This window comes from Citrobacter sp. Ce129, assembly GCF_030334545.1.
GTDB classification, from domain to species: domain Bacteria; phylum Pseudomonadota; class Gammaproteobacteria; order Enterobacterales; family Enterobacteriaceae; genus Citrobacter; species Citrobacter europaeus.
In genome coordinates, this window is sequence record NZ_JAOWDS010000051.1 from 262381 (window position 1) to 279709 (window position 17329).

The following is a 17329-nucleotide window of genomic DNA, read 5'->3' on the forward strand; positions in this document are numbered from 1 at the left end:
CCTGATAACTCCCACGCACTGTGGGAGTTATTATTTTTTGATGTAACGCCGGAGCTGACATGAAAACCAAACTTAACGAACTGCTTGAATTCCCTACTCCATTTACTTACAAAGTAATGGGGCAGGCGTTGCCTGAGCTGGTTGATCAGGTGGTTGAAGTGGTACAGCGCCATGCGCCAGGTGATTACTCTCCGACGGTAAAACCGAGCAGCAAAGGCAACTACCACTCGGTCTCTATCACCATCACTGCTACACACATTGAGCAGGTTGAAACGCTGTACGAAGAATTAGGTAACATCGATATCGTACGCATGGTGCTGTAAAAACCTGTCGGTTACCCGCTGCATCCCCGCTCGGGTAACCCCTCCCTCCTGTGATATACTTTTCCCCTCTTTAACATTCTCTACTCTGTGTGAGTATTTACGGAGATGCCGTTTTGTATCAGGATAAAATTCTGGTCCGCCAGCTCGGTCTTCAACCTTACGAGCCAGTCTCTCTGGCCATGCACGAATTTACCGATACCCGCGATGAAAACAGCCATGATGAAATCTGGCTGGTAGAGCATTATCCTGTCTTTACCCAGGGTCAGGCAGGTAAAGCAGAACACGTACTGATGCCCGGAGATATTCCGGTGATCCAGAGCGATCGTGGCGGCCAGGTGACCTACCACGGGCCGGGCCAGCAGGTCATGTATGTGCTGTTAAACCTGAAGCGTCGTAAACTTGGCGTTCGCGAACTGGTTACGCTGTTAGAGCAAACCGTCGTCAATACCCTGGCGGAAATCGGCATTGACGCTCACCCGCGAGCCGATGCGCCTGGCGTTTACGTTGGTGAGAAGAAAATCTGCTCTTTGGGGTTACGTATTCGTAAAGGATGTTCATTTCACGGCTTAGCGCTTAACGTGGATATGGACTTGTCGCCTTTCCTGCGTATCAATCCTTGTGGCTATGCCGGAATGGAGATGGCGAAGGTATCGCAGTGGGATAGCGCCGCCACGACTGAGAGCATTCGCCCACGCCTGCTGGCCAACATTCTGACGCTGTTAGGTAACCCACCGCACGAGTACATCGTGGACTGAAAATACGCTCATACTTTGCCACGGCATATGTTGTGGCAAATGGCACAAAACAACAACTATTTTACATTTTGCCAGCCTGTCAGGCTGCTTTCTGGCCCGTTTCAATGATATACTGCGTATCACTAATTCAAAAATAGTTGATAAATGCAACATTCCCTTGAATTGAAACGCTTTCCTTCGTAATTCGCAACTGGAACACGCAAGCTATGAGTAAACCCATTGTGATGGAACGCGGTGTTAAATACCGCGATGCCGATAAGATGGCTCTTATCCCGGTAAAAAATGTGGCAACAGAGCGTGAAGCCCTGCTGCGTAAACCGGAATGGATGAAAATAAAACTGCCAGCGGACTCCACTCGCATCCAGGGCATCAAAGCGGCAATGCGCAAAAATGGCCTGCACTCTGTCTGCGAAGAAGCTTCCTGCCCTAACCTGGCTGAATGTTTCAATCACGGCACTGCAACCTTTATGATCCTCGGCGCAATCTGTACCCGCCGTTGCCCATTCTGCGACGTTGCCCATGGCCGTCCGGTTGCTCCTGATGCTAACGAGCCGTTAAAACTGGCTCAGACGATTGCGGACATGGCGCTGCGCTATGTGGTCATTACCTCCGTTGACCGCGACGATCTGCGTGACGGCGGCGCCCAGCATTTTGCTGACTGCATCACCGCTATTCGTGAGAAAAGCCCGTCGATTAAAATCGAAACGCTGGTGCCTGACTTCCGTGGTCGTATGGATCGCGCGCTGGATATCCTCACCGCCACACCGCCGGACGTGTTTAACCACAACCTCGAAAACGTACCGCGTATTTATCGCAATGTACGCCCTGGGGCTGACTATAACTGGTCGCTGAAGCTTCTGGAACGTTTCAAGGAAGCACATCCGGAGATTCCGACCAAGTCGGGTCTGATGGTGGGTCTGGGCGAAACCAATGCTGAAATCATTGAGGTCATGCGCGACCTGCGCAGCCATGGCGTGACTATGCTGACGCTGGGGCAGTATTTACAACCAAGCCGCCATCACCTGCCGGTGCAACGCTATGTAAGCCCGGATGAGTTTGATGAGATGAAAGCAGAAGCTATGGCTATGGGCTTTACCCATGCTGCGTGTGGTCCATTCGTTCGCTCTTCATACCATGCTGACATGCAGGCCAAAGGGCTGGAAGTGAAGTAATCGTGTAATAATCACTTACATATCAGCAATAAAAAAACCGGCAAATCGCCGGTTTTTTTTCATTCAGAGTTTGCAGTATGAGCATCATGCTCCTGACATTACTCTTTATGAGAAAGCTTCTCAGCCTGAACGCTACCATCAGCCTCTTTCTTGGCATCGGCATTATCGTCGTTCATCGCTTTCTTGAAGCCCTTGATTGCCGTTCCCAGGTCTCCACCCAGTGTACGTAACTTCTTGGTACCAAACAGCAGAACAACCAGTGCGGCAACCACCAGCAGTTTGGTAATACTAATCTCACCCATAGATACCTTCTTGACTTAAACCAGGCTGCATAAAGCGCCATATTAACCTGAGAATATTAACGGCCTTTCGACGCGCGCACACAATAGCAATCTGTAACAAGGTGAATCAAGCCTTGTTTAAAAAAACGTCATAATAATTGCGGTGGCGCAAAGCGTCGGTTACTTAATACCGGAAGTTGCGCCCTGACCTGCCTCACCCTCTCGCCGGAAACCTCGGCTATGATTAGCGCGGGCGTTTCTGCCGCTGCTGCAATGGTCACGCCTAAAGGATCGATAACCCGACTTTGGCCAATATTCTTGTTACCGCACTCTCCAGCCGCCACCAGATAACACGTGGCATCCAGCGCTCTTGCTGCCAAAAGTGTAGCCCAGTGATGCTCTTTTAACGATCCCCGCACCCAAGCCGCGGGTAAAACGAGGATTTCAGCCCCCTGCAGCGCGTGCGCCAGCGCCAGCTCGGGGAAGCGCAGGTCATAGCAGGTCATTAGCCCTACTTTTAATCCGTCTACGTCCAGCAGCGGCGCGATGGCGTCCCCTGCATCTACATTACGTGATTCCTGAATGGAAAAGGCGTCATAGAGATGTAATTTCGCGTAATGGGCCACAACCTGCCCTGCCCGTAATGCCACCAGCATGTTATAGGCACGACCAGGCACAGAGGGAACATGAATGGTCAGGATTGTTGTCATCTCATTTTGCGCACTTTCTCGCAACAAACGCGTCAGAAACCCACCTTCTAACAGTTGGGCTGATTTCACTGACATGTCAGGGTCAAAATCGTCACGCGCCAGCAATGCCTCCGGTAATACCAGTAGCGATGCTCCCTCGCCTGCTGCCTGAGACATCAGTAAGGCACAAGTTTCTGCATTTTTCTCCCATGAAGGACCCACGGCAAATTGCCCTGCAGCAACGAACATATTCCCTCCAGAAAACTTTGTTAAGCTCGCCAACAACGATTATTCAGCGTTACACTCACTCTCTATACAATCAAATAGCAGGATTACGCAGTGTTACAACTCCTTTTAGCGGTTTTTATTGGTGGTGGTACAGGTAGCGTAGCAAGATGGATGCTGAGCATGCGGTTTAACCCGCTGCATCAGGCCATTCCATTCGGTACGCTGGCTGCAAACTTAATTGGGGCATTTATCATTGGTATGGGCCTGGCATGGTTTAATCGCATGACAAACATTGACCCAATGTGGAAGGTACTGATTACCACTGGCTTTTGCGGGGGACTAACAACATTTTCCACTTTCTCTGCAGAAGTGGTGTTTTTGCTACAGGAAGGACGCTTTGGTTGGGCTATGGTGAATGTGCTGGTGAATCTATTGGGGTCATTCGCGATGACCGCCCTCGCATTCTGGCTGGTTTCTGCCTCGCCCGCACATTAGAGCGAAAAAAACCCGCAATTAAGCGGGTTTTGAATGCTTGCTGTCGTATGCTTACAGAGCGATTACGTTTGCAGCAGAAGGGCCTTTGGCACCGTTAGTGATTTCGAACTCTACACGCTGACCTTCAGCCAGAGTTTTAAAACCATTGGTCTGGATTGCAGAGAAGTGTACGAACACGTCTTTGCTGCCATCTTCCGGAGTAATGAAACCGAATCCTTTGGACTCATTAAACCACTTAACGTTACCTTTAATCTTAGACATCAAAATTACCTTTACATGAAAAATAGACACAAATGCTGTGTCGGGTATCAGTACAACAATTGTGGTGCACTTTGTCCAGTCGAACTTTATCAAAAAGTGATAAATGTCGCGTTATTTTTCAGTTAAACTTCGTAACAATATGTTTTTAAAAGCATTTTTAATAAACCACCTGACAATACAGGTAGTCTATCAAAACTGGAAACGCATCCAGGCAAAGTAGACGTTGCCGTTGTTATACGTTCCTGGAATGTAGGTCATCTGAAACGTTGCCGGACCATAGCCAATTGATGCCAGCGGTAACAGCACGGGTACAGGAATGTAGTTCCAGTTATCACGCGCGGTAAAACCGGCGGTAAAACCGAGACCTGTATGGAAGTTTTCATCGGCCAGCGGCCGCCAGGTTTTTTCCCAGCCATAGCCGCCGATCGGTTCCCATTTATTGTAGGAATCCTTAAAGGCCATTATATAGAGCCCGTGCCAGTTACCTTTATCATCCCAACGGGATTGGCCAAATCCAGCCCCCCATGGGCGTTCATTGTAGCGATCCGTTTTGTCTTTATCGTAGGCAAAACGTGCATGCCACGTAATAGCAGGTACATACAGATCATAATGTTCCGGCTGCTGCCAGGTCTCACTAACATTATCTTTAAAAGTAGCAAACCAGCCTTTGTCTTCAGCAGCACCCTGGGGAATGAAAGCTAACTGAATAAAAAGAAATGAAAAAATGAGAAAATATCGTTTAGCGACAATCACAACTTAATTACCATCCTGGGATTTATTATTAATTATAGCAAACCCAACCTTAATGTTAGCTTAACAAAAAAACGCAGATAAAAAATCAGAATATTCCTCAGCTTATAAATTTTAAGATAATTATCCCTTTATTTATTGAGTCATTTCATAGGAACAATTTTCTCTTTATTGCCAATAAATAGCTCTTCCCTCCACAAAAAAGTTAAAAAATAAAACAATAAAATAACAACTAATTATCAATACCACCACAAAACAGACACACCAACGCCGCGCTTCACAGTTTTTTATTGTGAGATTCTTTTTTAACCACGATGCTGAAAAAATGGCTTAGCCATCGCTTGAATCCGTATTTTTATTGATTTCAATCAGCAAGAGTTATCGTTTTATTAGGCACATTCTGTCACCACTTTTTACTTTTTTTAGTTTTTTTACTTTCTGGGCAGCAATGCGACAGGGGAAACAATGTTGACATTTATTGAACTCCTTATTGGAGTTGTGGTTATTGTGGGTGTAGCGCGCTACATCATTAAAGGTTATTCCGCGACAGGCGTACTGTTTGTTGGCGGTCTGGTTTTACTGATTATCAGTGCGCTGATGGGTCATAAAGTTTTGCCGTCCAGCGCAGCAACGACGGGCTATACTGCTACAGACATTGTTGAATATATTAAAATTTTGCTGATGAGCCGCGGTGGCGATCTCGGCATGATGATTATGATGCTGTGTGGTTTTGCCGCCTATATGACCCATATTGGCGCGAACGATATGGTAGTTAAGCTGGCCTCCAAACCGCTGCAATATATCAACTCACCTTATCTGTTGATGATTGCCGCCTATTTTGTCGCCTGCCTGATGTCGCTGGCAGTCTCGTCAGCTACCGGCCTGGGCGTATTGCTGATGGCAACGCTGTTCCCGGTGATGGTTAACGTTGGGATCAGCCGTGGCGCCGCGGCGGCCATTTGTGCCTCTCCCGCTGCAATCATCCTTTCTCCTACATCCGGTGATGTGGTGCTGGCTGCCAAAGCTGCGGAAATGCCGCTGATCGATTTCGCGTTTAAAACCACGCTGCCCATTTCCATTGCCGCCATCATTGCTATGGCGATTGCCCACTTTTTCTGGCAGCGTTATCTGGATAAAAAAGAGAACATTTCTCATGAAATGTTAGATGTGGCTGAAATCACCACTACCGCCCCTTCGTTTTACGCAATCCTGCCGTTTACCCCGATCGTTGGCGTCCTGATTTTCGATGGTAAATGGGGTCCACAGCTGCATATTATTACAATTCTGGTGCTGTGCATGCTCATCGCTGCGGTCCTGGAGTTCGTTCGCGGATTCAACACCCAGAAGGTTTTCTCTGGCCTGGAAGTCGCCTACCGTGGCATGGCGGATGCCTTTGCTAACGTGGTAATGCTGTTAGTCGCGGCGGGGGTTTTTGCCCAGGGTCTGAGCACAATCGGCTTTATCCAGAGTCTGATCTCTATCGCTACCTCGTTTGGCTCAGCAAGCATTATTCTGATGATGGTGCTGGTGATCCTGACGATGCTGGCAGCAATGACTACAGGCTCCGGTAACGCCCCGTTCTATGCCTTCGTTGAGATGATCCCTAAGCTGGCACATTCTTCCGGCATTAACCCGGCTTATCTTGTTATCCCGATGCTGCAGGCATCAAACCTTGGGCGCACAATCTCCCCGGTTTCCGGCGTGGTTGTGGCTGTCGCAGGCATGGCGAAGATTTCTCCGTTCGAAGTGGTGAAACGTACCTCGGTTCCGGTCCTGGTTGGACTACTGGTTGTGATTATCGCCACTGAAGTGATGGTACCGGGCTCTTCTTCGGCCGTCGTTGGCGGCTGACACTCAGCTAAATGTAGGCCGGATAAGGCGTTTACGCCGCATCCGGCATTTCAACCCGTTGCCGGATGGCGATGCTAAAGCATCTTATCCGGCCTACGTCAGAAATCAGCATTTAGCCGCCGTGATAAATACGCTGCGGCCTGCCTACCTTACCGTGAATAATCTCCGCAATAATCAAATGACGGCTGGCGCAGTATTCCAGGTAACGCCTGGAAGTTGTACGGCTGATAGTGAGCGCCTGAGCGATCGTTTCCGCAGTATGATGTACCGTCGGATCGGCAAATAATTTCAATACCGCATTCAGCGTTAAGGCGTCAATCCCGGTCGGCAAATCGCCCTTCGGCTCGCCGCGCGCGTAGGCATTGAACATTTCATCAATCTGCTTTTGACTGGCGCTGTCATTGCCTGCCAGCATGCGTCTGCGCTGTTGATACCGCGTAAGCGTCTGCCCCAACCGCTCGTAAGCGATAGGTTTGACCAGATAATCAAACGCGCCGCTGCGCACGGCCTCGGAGACCGTTTCCATGTCGCTGGCCGCCGTGGTAAACACCACGCCACCCGGATATCGCGCCTGGGTTAGCTCATGCAACAACGTAATTCCCTTGCCGTCCGGCAAGTAGTTGTCGAGCAGTATCAGACCGGGCTTAAAACGCTCAATCATCATCCTCGCCTGCGCAAGATTACCCGCCAGCCATATCTGGCTAAAGCCCGGTATATGGCGGATATATTCAGCATGCATTTCCGCCAGTAGCGTTTCATCCTCAACGATCAACAGCGTTAATGGTTCCGTCATTATTTTTTTTCACTTTCGGAAGAAATAAAGAAAATAAGGTGCCGCAAGGGGAGTTATCTTCGAGCGTAATCACCCCGTTACAGCGCCTCACATAACTTGCAATCAGATACAAACCGATGCCATGTTCACCGGGTTCATCGGTACGGGTGCTCACACCCTGCTCAAATATTTTTTCACGCAATGCTTCCGGTACACCGCATCCCTGATCGGCAACTTCGATGATCACGTCATCTCCTTCATCGCTTAAATAGAGCTCGACGACCTTGTTGCCTTGCTGGGTGCGCAAGCTCGCTTCAAATGCATTATCAAGCAGATTGCCAACAATTGCTGCAAACTCTGTGCTGTCCAGCCCCTCGGGAAGTTGATGCAGTTGGCTGCCTGGAACGATGGTCATGGTAAGGCCCAACTCCCGCGCGCGCTGCACCTTGCCAAATAACAGACCGGCTACCTGACGATCGGCAAACGCGCCGCGCAGGCTGTCAATCAGTTGCTGCTGTGCCTGTGACTCTCCCTGAACCATAGCCAGCACCCGGTCATACTCTTTCATTTGCAGCAGGCCGTTAATGGTCGACATCCAGTTCAGGTGCTCATGACGCAGCGTTCTCAGGCTCTCTACATACTGTTTGATCTGCGTTAATTGCGCATTAAGGGTAGCAATTTCATCTTTACTACGAAAACTGATGATTGCCCCAAGCAGTTCATCGCCGGAGCGAATCGCCTCACGGTTAGCGATAACGCTCAGGCCATTAAAGTTCACCATCGCGTCCTGTCGTTGTTCCGCAATCTGCTGGATGAAAAAGTCAGCCGGCTGAACCACCTCACTCACCGGTTTTCCCAGCCACTTTCGCCCAGGCGAAGACAGCCCCAGCATTTTCCTCGCGCTGCGGTTTATGGCGGTGATATACCCATCAGGATCCACGGCGATCAATCCTTCATACACCGAGCTAAATAGCGCTTCCTGCTGACGCACCACCCGCGCGATTTGTTTGGGCTCCATCCCCAGCATCTGCCGTCGAATATGGGCGGCAAAAAACCAGGAGAGCAGCATAAGTACCAGCAACAGCAGGATAAACACGCCTGCCATTGGGAGTAAGAAGTCAGAGCGCCAGCTATCAATTTTACTGATCAGATAGCCAATTGAGACCACGCCAATGATTTTGCCATCGTCATCAAAGATGGGCGTTTTGGCACGCATCGCCATCCCGATTGACCCTTTGCCGGTAATAAAGTAACTCTCCCCCTTTTCCAGCGCGCCGGGTTTCGTGAACTGCATCGGGTAGCCAATTTTTTCCGGATTCGGATGATAAAGACGGATAGAGTGGGTATCTCCGATAACCACATAGTCGAAGTCTGTCCCGCTCTGCAGTTTATCGGCAATGGTCGCCAGACGCTTGTAATCACGATGCTTCACCGCCGTGATGATACTGTCGTTAGAGGCGATGATTTTGGCCTGATTCATCGCCATATCGCGGACATGCGTTGCCAGATAATCTTCAAAGCTGGCGGTGAAGTATTGTGCTAACGCAGCGATAATAAAAACAGAAACGACCAAAATAAGCAGAAAGATACGCAGTGGAAACGCCAGACTGCGAAAAAAAGGAAACCGTGTTTTATTTTTTTGCTTTGCCATATATCTTCCTCAGCGACGTTATCCGAAACTTATTTTTTATTGTAGTTGTAATGAAAATGTTTTATTTACAAGTCACGGTATAAAACAGGATCGTTGCAGATTCCCCACCTTAAATCAATTAAACAAATTAAAACCACACGCTATTTCGGAGTTAAATTAATTAAAAAACTTAAAACCATAAAACACATTAAAACCTTCTAACTTATTGTGAAATAAATCAAAAATTACCTCCAAAATACTCCTTACGATGTATGCAGCAGGGGAAAAAAGAAATACGCCGTAATAAAAAAACACTCCCTTCAATTGCAAACAAAACGTTATCAGGTTGCTAAACAGGGCAACAAAAACAGAAACCCAGTAACAAATATAGCATCGGGGCTCTATTTACTATGTTCGGTAATAATATATTCACGCAAGTTAAACGCTCAGAAAATAAAAAGATGGCGGCAATCGCGCAATTTCTGAAAGAGAATGATTTGAGCGTTGATACCACCGTCGAAGTATTTATCACCGTTACCCGTGATGACCGCCTGATCGCCTGCGGCGGCATTGCCGGCAATATCATAAAATGCGTCGCCATCTGCGAATCCGTAAGGGGTGAAGGCTTAGCGCTGACGCTGGCGACCGAGTTAATCAACCTCGCCTATGAGCGCCACTGTACGCACCTCTTCATCTATACAAAAACCGAGTACGAGTCGCTGTTTAAGCAGTGTGGTTTTTCTACTCTGACCAGCGTCCCCGGCATTATGGTGCTCATGGAAAACAGCACCACACGTCTGAAACGCTATGCAGAATCACTGGCGAAACAGCGTCGTGAAGGGAAAAAAATTGGTTGTATCGTCATGAACGCCAACCCCTTCACCAACGGACACCGTTTTCTGATCCAACAGGCGGCCGCGCAATGCGACTGGCTGCATCTGTTTTTGGTGAAAGAAGATACCTCGCGTTTTCCGTATGAAGACCGACTGGATCTGGTGCTTAAAGGGACCAAAGACATTCCACGTTTAACCGTACATCGCGGTTCGGAATACATCATTTCCCGCGCCACGTTCCCGTGCTACTTCATCAAAGAGCAGAGCGTTATTAACCACTGCTACACCGAAATAGACCTGAAAATCTTCCGCCAGTATCTGGCCCCGGCTCTCGGCGTTACGCACCGCTTCGTCGGTACGGAGCCGTATTGCACCGTCACCTCCCAGTACAACAATGATATGCGCTACTGGCTGGAGACCCCAACGCTTCCCGCCCCACCGATTGAACTGGTGGAAATTGAGCGGCTGTGCTTCCAGGAGATGCCGATTTCCGCCTCCTGGGTGCGCAAGCTGCTGGTTAAAAAAGATCTCACGGCTATCGCATCCCTGGTCCCTGACGCCACGCTGCACTATCTGCAAAGCATGGTTGAGCGAGCCTCATCGGGTGCGGCAGTCCGCCAAAATACCCCCGCATTAGCAACAGGTGAAAAATGAAAATAAACCAGGCAGCCGTCGCAGGCACACTCGAGTCCGGTGATGTGATGATTCGCATCGCCCCGCTCGATTCGCAGGATATTGACCTGCAGGTTAACAGTAGCGTCGAAAAGCAGTTCGGTGATGCCATTCGGGCCACCATCCTGGACGTTCTGTCCCGCTACAACGTACGCGGCGTGCAATTAAATGTTGATGATAAAGGCGCACTGGACTGCATTTTACGTGCGCGACTGGAAGCACTACTGGCCCGCGCTGGCGGTATTCCGGCACTGCCATGGGAGGATTGCCAGTGATTAGCGAATCTTTGCAGCAACGTAAAACCCGTACCCGCCGCAGCATGCTGTTCGTACCGGGTGCCAATGCCGCCATGGTCAGCAACTCGTTCATCTACCCGGCAGATGCGCTGATGTTCGACCTCGAAGACTCCGTCGCGCTGCGCGAGAAAGATACTGCTCGTCGTATGGTGTACCACGCGCTGCAGCATCCGCTGTATCACGACGTTGAAACTATCGTGCGCGTAAACGCCCTCGACTCCGAATGGGGCATTAACGATCTCGAAGCCGTGGTACGCGGCGGCGCAGACATCGTGCGTTTACCGAAGACCGATACCGCGCAGGATGTTATCGACATCGAAAGCGAAATCCTGCGTATCGAGAAAGCCTGTGGCCGTGAACCCGGCAGCACTGGTCTGTTAGCCGCTATTGAATCGCCGTTAGGCATTACCCGTGCGGTAGAAATTGCCCACGCTTCCGAGCGCCTGATCGGTATTGCCCTGGGCGCGGAAGATTATGTGCGTAACTTGCGCACTGAACGCTCCCCGGAAGGGACTGAACTGCTGTTTGCCCGCTGCTCTATTTTGCAGGCGGCACGCTCTGCCGGCATTCAGGCGTTCGACACCGTGTATTCCGATGCCAACAACGAAGCAGGTTTCCTGCACGAAGCCTCACACATCAAGCAGTTGGGTTTTGACGGCAAGTCGCTCATCAACCCGCGCCAGATCGAACTCCTGCACAACCTGTACGCCCCGACGCGTAAAGAGCTGGCTCACGCGCGCCTGGTGGTAGAAGCCGCTGAAGCCGCCGCTCGCGAAGGCCGTGGCGTAGTTTCCCTGAACGGCAAAATGGTCGACAGCCCGGTTATCGAGCGCGCCCTTCTGGTTATCTCCCGTGCAGAACTTTCCGGCATTCGCGAAGAATAAGGCAAAAAAATGACGCAGAAAATCGAACAGTCTCAACGCCAGGATCGCGTGGCGACCTGGAGCCGTCATGCAGAAAGTGAGCTTTCCGCTTATCAGAGCACCGCAAAAGTAGAACTGCAGGCGCAAAAACCGCGCGACAAAAAGCTGTGCGCTAACCTGGAAGACGCCATTCGCCGTTCCGGTTTACAGGACGGCATGACCATCTCTTTTCACCACGCTTTCCGCGGCGGCGATCTGACGATTAACCTGGTGATGGACGCCATCGCCAGTATGGGCTTTAAAAATCTGACGCTGGCCTCCAGTTCCCTGAGCGACTGCCATGCTCCGCTGGTTGAGCACATCCGCCAGGGCGTGGTTAGCCGTATTTATACCTCCGGCCTGCGTGGTCCGCTGGCGGAAGAGATCTCACGTGGCCTGCTGGCCGAGCCGGTACAGATTCACTCCCACGGCGGCCGTGTACACCTGGTACAAAGCGGCGAACTCAGCATTGATGTGGCGTTCCTCGGCGTACCGTCCTGCGACCCGTTTGGCAACGCCAACGGTTATACCGGTAAAGCGTGCTGCGGCTCACTGGGCTATGCCCGCGTCGATGCCGAAAACGCGAAACAGGTTGTCCTGCTGACTGAACAGCTGCTGACCTATCCGCATAACCCGGCCAGCATTACACAAGATCAGGTGGATCTGATCGTGCAGATCGACCAGGTCGGCGATGCGGACAAAATCGGTGCCGATGCGACCCGCATGACCACCAACCCGCGTGAACTGTTAATCGCCCGAAGTGCGGCAGACGTCATTGCTAACTCCGGTTACTTCAATGAAGGCTTTTCACTGCAGACAGGAACCGGCGGCGCTTCTCTGGCCGTTACACGTTTCCTGGAAGACAAAATGCGCAGCCGCGATATCCGCGCTGACTTTGCGCTGGGCGGCATCACCGCGACCATCGTTGATCTGCACGAAAAAGGCCTGATCCGCAAACTGCTGGACGTACAGAGCTTTGACCGTAACGCGGCGGAGTCTCTGGCCCGCAACCCAAACCACATTGAGATCAGCGCTAACCAGTATGCCAACTGGGGCTCGAAAGGCGCATCTGTCGATCGTCTGGACGTCGTGGTGCTGAGCGCGCTGGAAGTTGATACCAGCTTCAACGTGAACGTACTGACCGGTTCTGACGGCGTACTGCGCGGCGCATCCGGTGGTCACTGCGATACCGCGGTTGCGGCTGCGCTTTCCATCATCGTCGCTCCGCTGGTTCGTGGGCGCATCCCGACGCTGGTTGATAACGTGCTGACCTGCGTAACGCCAGGCTCCAGCGTAGACATTCTGGTCACTGACCACGGTATCGCCGTTAACCCTGCGCGTCCGGAACTGGCAGAACGTCTGAAAGAAGCCGGTATGAAAGTGGTTTCCATTGAGTGGCTGCGCGAACGCGCACAGCAACTCACCGGTCAGCCACGCGCTATCGACTTTACCGACCGCGTGATTGCCGTTGTGCGTTACCGCGATGGCTCGGTGATTGACGTTGTGCATCAGGTGAAGGAATAAGCCATGCACCTGCTCCCTGAACACGCCACCCAACACGCGGTTTCTATTCCCGAGCTGCTCGCCAGCCGTGATGAGAGGCAAGCAAGGCAACATGCCTGGCTGACCCGCCACCACGCGGCGCTGGTCTCGTTTACCGTGGTCGCACCGGGTCCGATTAAAGACAGCGAATTAACTCGTCGCATCTTTAATCACGGCGTCACCGCCCTGCTCGCGCTGGCGGAAAAATCCGCCTGGATTATCAGGGAGCAAACGGCGCTGGTTTCTGCCAGCGGTCCGGAAGGTCTTTTGTCTGTTGAGGCTCCGGCCCACGACCTCAAGCTCGCCACGATTGAACTTGAGCATTCACACCCGCTGGGACGGTTATGGGACATCGATGTCCTGACCCCTGAGGGGGAAATTCTGTCCCGGCGTCATTTCGCACTCCCTGCCCGCCGCTGTCTGTTGTGCGAGCAAAGTGCTGCCGACTGTGCGCGGGGTAAAACCCACGCGCTTTCCGACTTACTTTCTCAGATGGAGGCACTGCTGCATGATGCCGATTCCCGCAACATCAACCAATAACGCTGTCCTTCCTCTGGATCTGCCTGATGCTTACGCAACGCTTGCGTGGCGGGCTATGTTGACTGAAGTCAACCTGTCGCCCAAACCCGGTCTGGTGGATCGTATTAACAACGGCGCGCATAAAGATATGGCGCTGGAAGATTTTCATCGCAGTGCTGAAGCGATTCAGGCATGGCTACCACGTTTTATTGAATATGGGGCGTTTAGCGCGCAGCTGTCGCCTGAAGATGTGCTGAAAGGACTGCGTCCGCTGGGCATGGCCTGCGAAGCCGATATGTTTCGCGCCACCGCCGGGGTAAACACCCATAAAGGGAGCATCTTTTCACTGGGGCTGCTGTGCGCCGCCATTGGCCGCCTACACCAGCTCCAACTGACTGTCACCGCTGAAACCATTTGCTCTACGGCAGCAACATTTTGCCGTGGCCTGACCGAGCGCGAACTGCGCCAGAACAATCAACAACTCACGGCTGGCCAACGTCTTTATCAGCAATTGGGATTAACCGGCGCACGGGGCGAAGCCGAAGCGGGGTACCCGCTAGTCATCCAGCATGCCCTGCCGCACTACCGCGCACTGCTGACTCAGGGCCGCGACCCTGAACTGGCGTTACTCGACACATTATTGCTGCTGATGTCTATCAACGGCGACACCAACGTGGCTTCACGTGGCGGCGCAGAAGGTCTGCGTTGGCTACAGCAGCAGGCCACCTCCCTGTTGCAGCAAGGGGGAGTTCGCACCCCTGCCGATCTCGAATACCTGCGCCAGTTCGACCAACAGTGCATTGAACGCAACCTCAGTCCTGGAGGCTGCGCCGATCTGCTGATCGTCACCTGGTTCTTAGCTCAGATTTCACAAGTTCATCATTATCACAATTAAAGATCCTTTCCGGAGAATCACACACATGTCTTTAGCAAAAGATAAAATATGGAAGTTATTGGCCCCGCTGGTTGTAATGGGCGTCATGTTTCTTATCCCTGTACCCGATGGAATGCCCCCACAGGCCTGGCACTACTTTGCTGTATTTGTGGCGATGATCGTCGGTATGATCCTTGAGCCAATTCCGGCAACAGCGATCAGCTTTATCGCCGTCACGATCTGCGTTATCGGCAGCAACTATCTGCTGTTTGATGCTTCCGAACTGGCCGACCCGGCGTTTAAAGCGGGTAAGCAAGCGCTGAAATGGGGTCTGGCAGGCTTCTCCAGCACCACCGTGTGGTTGGTGTTCGGTGCGTTTATCTTCGCACTGGGTTATGAAGTCACCGGTCTGGGTCGTCGTATCGCACTGTTCCTGGTGAAATTCATGGGTAAACGTACCCTGACGCTGGGCTATGCGATTGTTATCATCGACATTCTGCTGGCGCCGTTTACACCGTCCAACACCGCGCGTACCGGTGGCACCGTATTCCCGGTAATTAAAAACCTGCCGCCGCTGTTTAAGTCATTCCCGAACGATCCTTCCGCGCGCCGTATCGGCGGATATCTGATGTGGATGATGGTCATCAGTACCAGCCTGAGCTCCTCTATGTTCGTTACCGGCGCTGCGCCTAACGTGCTGGGTCTGGAATTCGTCAACAAAATTGCCGGTATTCAAATCAGCTGGCTGCAATGGTTCCTCAGCTTCCTGCCAGTGGGTATTATTTTGCTGATCGTTGCTCCGTGGCTGTCCTATGTTCTGTACAAGCCAGAAGTCACTCACAGTGCTGAAGTTGCCGCATGGGCCGGTGATGAACTGAAAACCATGGGTAAACTGACGCGCAAAGAGCTGACCCTGATCGGTCTGGTTCTGCTCAGCCTGGGTCTGTGGGTCTTCGGTGGTAAACTGATTGATGCAACCGCAGTAGGCCTGCTCGCCGTTTCCCTGATGCTGGCGCTGCACGTGGTACCGTGGAAAGACATTACCCGCTATAACAGCGCATGGAACACCCTGGTCAACCTCGCCACGCTGGTCGTTATGGCGAATGGTTTAACCCGTTCAGGCTTCATCGACTGGTTCGCCAACACCATGAGCACGCACCTGGAAGGCTTCTCGCCTAACGCGACCGTGATCGTTCTGGTGCTGGTGTTCTATTTTGCTCACTACCTGTTTGCCAGCCTTTCTGCACACACTGCCACCATGCTGCCGGTTATTCTGGCCGTCGGTAAAGGCATCCCGGGCGTTCCAATGGAACACCTGTGTATCCTGCTGGTACTGTCTATCGGTATCATGGGCTGTCTGACTCCGTATGCAACGGGCCCTGGCGTTATCATCTACGGCTGTGGTTATGTGAAGTCCAAAGACTACTGGCGTCTGGGTGCTATCTTCGGCGTTATCTACATCTCTATGCTTCTGCTGGTCGGCTGGCCGATTCTGGCAATGTGGAGCTAATCATCCTGGTTCACGCCTGATGAAAATGATGCCAGTCAGCTAAACCTGACTGGCATTTTTTATGATTAAATAGATGATATTCAGAATTTATATAAGTATCCGAAATCATCATGACATCAACATGGCGTTATTCTTCGTTGCTGGCAGCACTCCTGCTGCCCGTTTCTGCGGCTCAGGCCGATGAACTTCTGGCAAAACAGTACGCTGATTTTGACAGCTACGTGCTGGCCCTCTCCTGGCAAACCGGATTTTGTCAGAGTCAACACGAGCGTAATCGTCAGGAGCCTGACGAATGTCGTCTGCAAAAAGAGAGCGCGAACAAAGCAGATTTCCTGACCGTTCACGGTTTATGGCCCAGCCTGCCAAAATCCATCGCCGCCCGTGGAGTAGACAACCGCCGCTGGATGCGCTTTGGCTGCGCGACTCGCCCTATTCCCAACCTGCCTGAAGCACGCGCCAGCCGTAAATGCGCGGCCCCCGAAACCGGGCTGTCGCTGGAAAGCGCGGCAAAACTCAGCGCCGTAATGCCCGGCGCAGGCGGGAGAACTTGTCTGGAACGTTACGAGTATGCCAAACATGGCGCCTGTTTCGGCTTTGATCCCGACGAGTATTTCGGCACGATGGTACGGCTAAATAACGAGGTTAAGAACAGTGACGCGGGCAAATTCCTGGCGGAAAACTACGGCAAAACCGTCAGCCGTAGCGCATTTGACGCCGCCATCGCCAAAAGCTGGGGCCAAGAGAGCATCAAAGCCGTGAAGCTAAGCTGCCACGGCAATCCGGCGTATCTCACCGAGATCCAGTTGTCCCTGAAGGCAGACACCATCAACCAGACGTTATCCCCACAGTCATTCTTACCGCAGCCGCATCCGGGTAACTGCGGTAAACAGTTTATTATCGATAAAGTGGGATACTGAAACTCGCGACCGGGCATAACGCTGACCCCCATCGGGCGGATCAGCGTTATACGTTCT

At 51.7% G+C, this 17329-nt stretch carries 19 protein-coding genes; 13 read left to right on the top strand and 6 right to left on the bottom strand.

The features are described from left to right. Window positions 1–59: 59 nt before the first annotated feature. From ybeD to lipA, 3 genes are all read left to right on the top strand, one after another. The gene (gene ybeD / locus OGV77_RS03325; protein WP_003022706.1) at window positions 60–323 is read left to right on the top strand and encodes a DUF493 family protein YbeD; all 264 of its coding nucleotides are present in this window, start codon (window positions 60–62) and stop codon (window positions 321–323) included. A gap of 113 nt (window positions 324–436) precedes the next feature. Beyond that, window positions 437–1078 carry a lipoyl(octanoyl) transferase LipB gene (gene lipB, locus OGV77_RS03330; RefSeq protein ID WP_080625562.1) on the top strand — a complete coding sequence of 214 codons (642 nt, stop codon included), beginning with the start codon at window positions 437–439 and terminating at the stop codon, window positions 1076–1078. 206 nt (window positions 1079–1284) lie between these two features. Then, window positions 1285–2250, top strand: a complete 966-nt coding sequence (gene lipA, locus OGV77_RS03335) for a lipoyl synthase (protein ID WP_003022702.1) — start codon at window positions 1285–1287, stop codon at window positions 2248–2250. A gap of 98 nt (window positions 2251–2348) precedes the next feature. Here lipA and tatE read toward each other — a convergent pair whose 3' ends face one another. Both tatE and OGV77_RS03345 read right to left on the bottom strand, forming a co-directional pair. Continuing rightward, window positions 2349–2552: a twin-arginine translocase subunit TatE gene (gene tatE / locus OGV77_RS03340; protein WP_016152230.1), complete on the bottom strand. Its 204-nt coding sequence runs from the start codon at window positions 2550–2552 to the stop codon at window positions 2349–2351. A gap of 128 nt (window positions 2553–2680) precedes the next feature. Then, window positions 2681–3469 (bottom strand): deaminated glutathione amidase, encoded by a 789-nt coding sequence (locus OGV77_RS03345; RefSeq protein ID WP_087051573.1) that lies wholly within the window; start codon window positions 3467–3469, stop codon window positions 2681–2683. A gap of 90 nt (window positions 3470–3559) precedes the next feature. On the opposite strand from OGV77_RS03345, the gene crcB reads away from it, so the two are divergent. Next, the gene (gene crcB, locus OGV77_RS03350) at window positions 3560–3943 is read left to right on the top strand and encodes a fluoride efflux transporter CrcB (protein WP_043015566.1); all 384 of its coding nucleotides are present in this window, start codon (window positions 3560–3562) and stop codon (window positions 3941–3943) included. 51 nt (window positions 3944–3994) lie between these two features. Here crcB and cspE read toward each other — a convergent pair whose 3' ends face one another. Then, entirely contained in the window at window positions 3995–4204 is a 210-nt protein-coding gene (gene cspE / locus OGV77_RS03355; RefSeq protein ID WP_000034825.1) for a transcription antiterminator/RNA stability regulator CspE, read from the bottom strand. Window positions 4205–4393: 189 nt separating this feature from the next. Further along, window positions 4394–4957, bottom strand: coding sequence for a lipid IV(A) palmitoyltransferase PagP (gene pagP, locus OGV77_RS03360; RefSeq protein WP_043015565.1), 564 nt, complete (start codon window positions 4955–4957; stop codon window positions 4394–4396). Between the two features lie 462 nt (window positions 4958–5419). Between pagP and dcuC the strand changes: the two genes are divergently transcribed. Continuing rightward, window positions 5420–6805 (top strand): anaerobic C4-dicarboxylate transporter DcuC, encoded by a 1386-nt coding sequence (gene dcuC / locus OGV77_RS03365; RefSeq protein WP_043015564.1) that lies wholly within the window; start codon window positions 5420–5422, stop codon window positions 6803–6805. A 112-nt stretch (window positions 6806–6917) separates the two neighbouring features. On the opposite strand, the gene dpiA is transcribed toward dcuC, so the two are convergent. Together dpiA and dpiB are read right to left on the bottom strand one after the other, a co-directional pair. Further along, entirely contained in the window at window positions 6918–7598 is a 681-nt protein-coding gene (gene dpiA, locus OGV77_RS03370; protein WP_003831279.1) for a two-component response regulator DpiA, read from the bottom strand. Then, on the bottom strand, window positions 7567–9228 hold the full coding sequence (gene dpiB, locus OGV77_RS03375) for a sensor histidine kinase DpiB (RefSeq protein WP_080625563.1): 1662 nt from the start codon (window positions 9226–9228) through the stop codon (window positions 7567–7569). Before dpiB ends, dpiA begins: the two co-directional genes overlap by 32 nt. Window positions 9229–9617: 389 nt before the next feature. Here dpiB and citC point away from each other — a divergent pair, with 389 nt between their 5' ends. The 8 genes from citC (at window position 9618) to rna (ending at window position 17272) form a co-directional block, all read left to right on the top strand. Then, on the top strand, window positions 9618–10694 hold the full coding sequence (citC, locus tag OGV77_RS03380; protein ID WP_047412710.1) for a [citrate (pro-3S)-lyase] ligase: 1077 nt from the start codon (window positions 9618–9620) through the stop codon (window positions 10692–10694). Continuing rightward, the gene (gene citD / locus OGV77_RS03385; protein WP_003831276.1) at window positions 10691–10987 is read left to right on the top strand and encodes a citrate lyase acyl carrier protein; all 297 of its coding nucleotides are present in this window, start codon (window positions 10691–10693) and stop codon (window positions 10985–10987) included. The genes citC and citD overlap by 4 nt, the downstream gene beginning before the upstream one ends. Continuing rightward, window positions 10984–11892 carry an aldolase/citrate lyase family protein gene (locus OGV77_RS03390; protein WP_043015560.1) on the top strand — a complete coding sequence of 303 codons (909 nt, stop codon included), beginning with the start codon at window positions 10984–10986 and terminating at the stop codon, window positions 11890–11892. The genes citD and OGV77_RS03390 overlap by 4 nt, the downstream gene beginning before the upstream one ends. Window positions 11893–11901: 9 nt before the next feature. Next, window positions 11902–13434 carry a citrate lyase subunit alpha gene (citF, locus tag OGV77_RS03395; protein ID WP_043015559.1) on the top strand — a complete coding sequence of 511 codons (1533 nt, stop codon included), beginning with the start codon at window positions 11902–11904 and terminating at the stop codon, window positions 13432–13434. Window positions 13435–13437: 3 nt separating this feature from the next. Continuing rightward, complete coding sequence (gene citX / locus OGV77_RS03400; protein WP_047412719.1) at window positions 13438–13992, top strand: citrate lyase holo-[acyl-carrier protein] synthase; 555 nt, start codon at window positions 13438–13440, stop codon at window positions 13990–13992. Continuing rightward, on the top strand, window positions 13961–14866 hold the full coding sequence (gene citG, locus OGV77_RS03405) for a triphosphoribosyl-dephospho-CoA synthase CitG (RefSeq protein WP_043015557.1): 906 nt from the start codon (window positions 13961–13963) through the stop codon (window positions 14864–14866). The genes citX and citG overlap by 32 nt, the downstream gene beginning before the upstream one ends. A gap of 25 nt (window positions 14867–14891) precedes the next feature. Further along, window positions 14892–16355 carry a citrate/succinate antiporter CitT gene (gene citT / locus OGV77_RS03410; protein ID WP_043015556.1) on the top strand — a complete coding sequence of 488 codons (1464 nt, stop codon included), beginning with the start codon at window positions 14892–14894 and terminating at the stop codon, window positions 16353–16355. A 110-nt stretch (window positions 16356–16465) separates the two neighbouring features. Continuing rightward, complete coding sequence (gene rna, locus OGV77_RS03415) at window positions 16466–17272, top strand: ribonuclease I (protein WP_043015555.1); 807 nt, start codon at window positions 16466–16468, stop codon at window positions 17270–17272. The last annotated feature ends 57 nt before the right edge of the window (window positions 17273–17329 follow it).

Coding starts and splice junctions, on each gene's coding strand:
- ybeD (WP_003022706.1), top strand. CDS start 60: ATGAAAACCAAACTTAACGAACTGCTTGAATTCCCTACTCCATTTACT.
- lipA (WP_003022702.1), top strand. CDS start 1,285: ATGAGTAAACCCATTGTGATGGAACGCGGTGTTAAATACCGCGATGCC.
- tatE (WP_016152230.1), bottom strand. CDS start 2,552: ATGGGTGAGATTAGTATTACCAAACTGCTGGTGGTTGCCGCACTGGTT.
- OGV77_RS03345 (WP_087051573.1), bottom strand. CDS start 3,469: ATGTTCGTTGCTGCAGGGCAATTTGCCGTGGGTCCTTCATGGGAGAAA.
- cspE (WP_000034825.1), bottom strand. CDS start 4,204: ATGTCTAAGATTAAAGGTAACGTTAAGTGGTTTAATGAGTCCAAAGGA.
- dcuC (WP_043015564.1), top strand. CDS start 5,420: ATGTTGACATTTATTGAACTCCTTATTGGAGTTGTGGTTATTGTGGGT.
- dpiA (WP_003831279.1), bottom strand. CDS start 7,598: ATGACGGAACCATTAACGCTGTTGATCGTTGAGGATGAAACGCTACTG.
- dpiB (WP_080625563.1), bottom strand. CDS start 9,228: ATGGCAAAGCAAAAAAATAAAACACGGTTTCCTTTTTTTCGCAGTCTG.
- citC (WP_047412710.1), top strand. CDS start 9,618: ATGTTCGGTAATAATATATTCACGCAAGTTAAACGCTCAGAAAATAAA.
- citD (WP_003831276.1), top strand. CDS start 10,691: ATGAAAATAAACCAGGCAGCCGTCGCAGGCACACTCGAGTCCGGTGAT.
- citF (WP_043015559.1), top strand. CDS start 11,902: ATGACGCAGAAAATCGAACAGTCTCAACGCCAGGATCGCGTGGCGACC.
- citX (WP_047412719.1), top strand. CDS start 13,438: ATGCACCTGCTCCCTGAACACGCCACCCAACACGCGGTTTCTATTCCC.
- citG (WP_043015557.1), top strand. CDS start 13,961: ATGATGCCGATTCCCGCAACATCAACCAATAACGCTGTCCTTCCTCTG.
- citT (WP_043015556.1), top strand. CDS start 14,892: ATGTCTTTAGCAAAAGATAAAATATGGAAGTTATTGGCCCCGCTGGTT.
- rna (WP_043015555.1), top strand. CDS start 16,466: ATGACATCAACATGGCGTTATTCTTCGTTGCTGGCAGCACTCCTGCTG.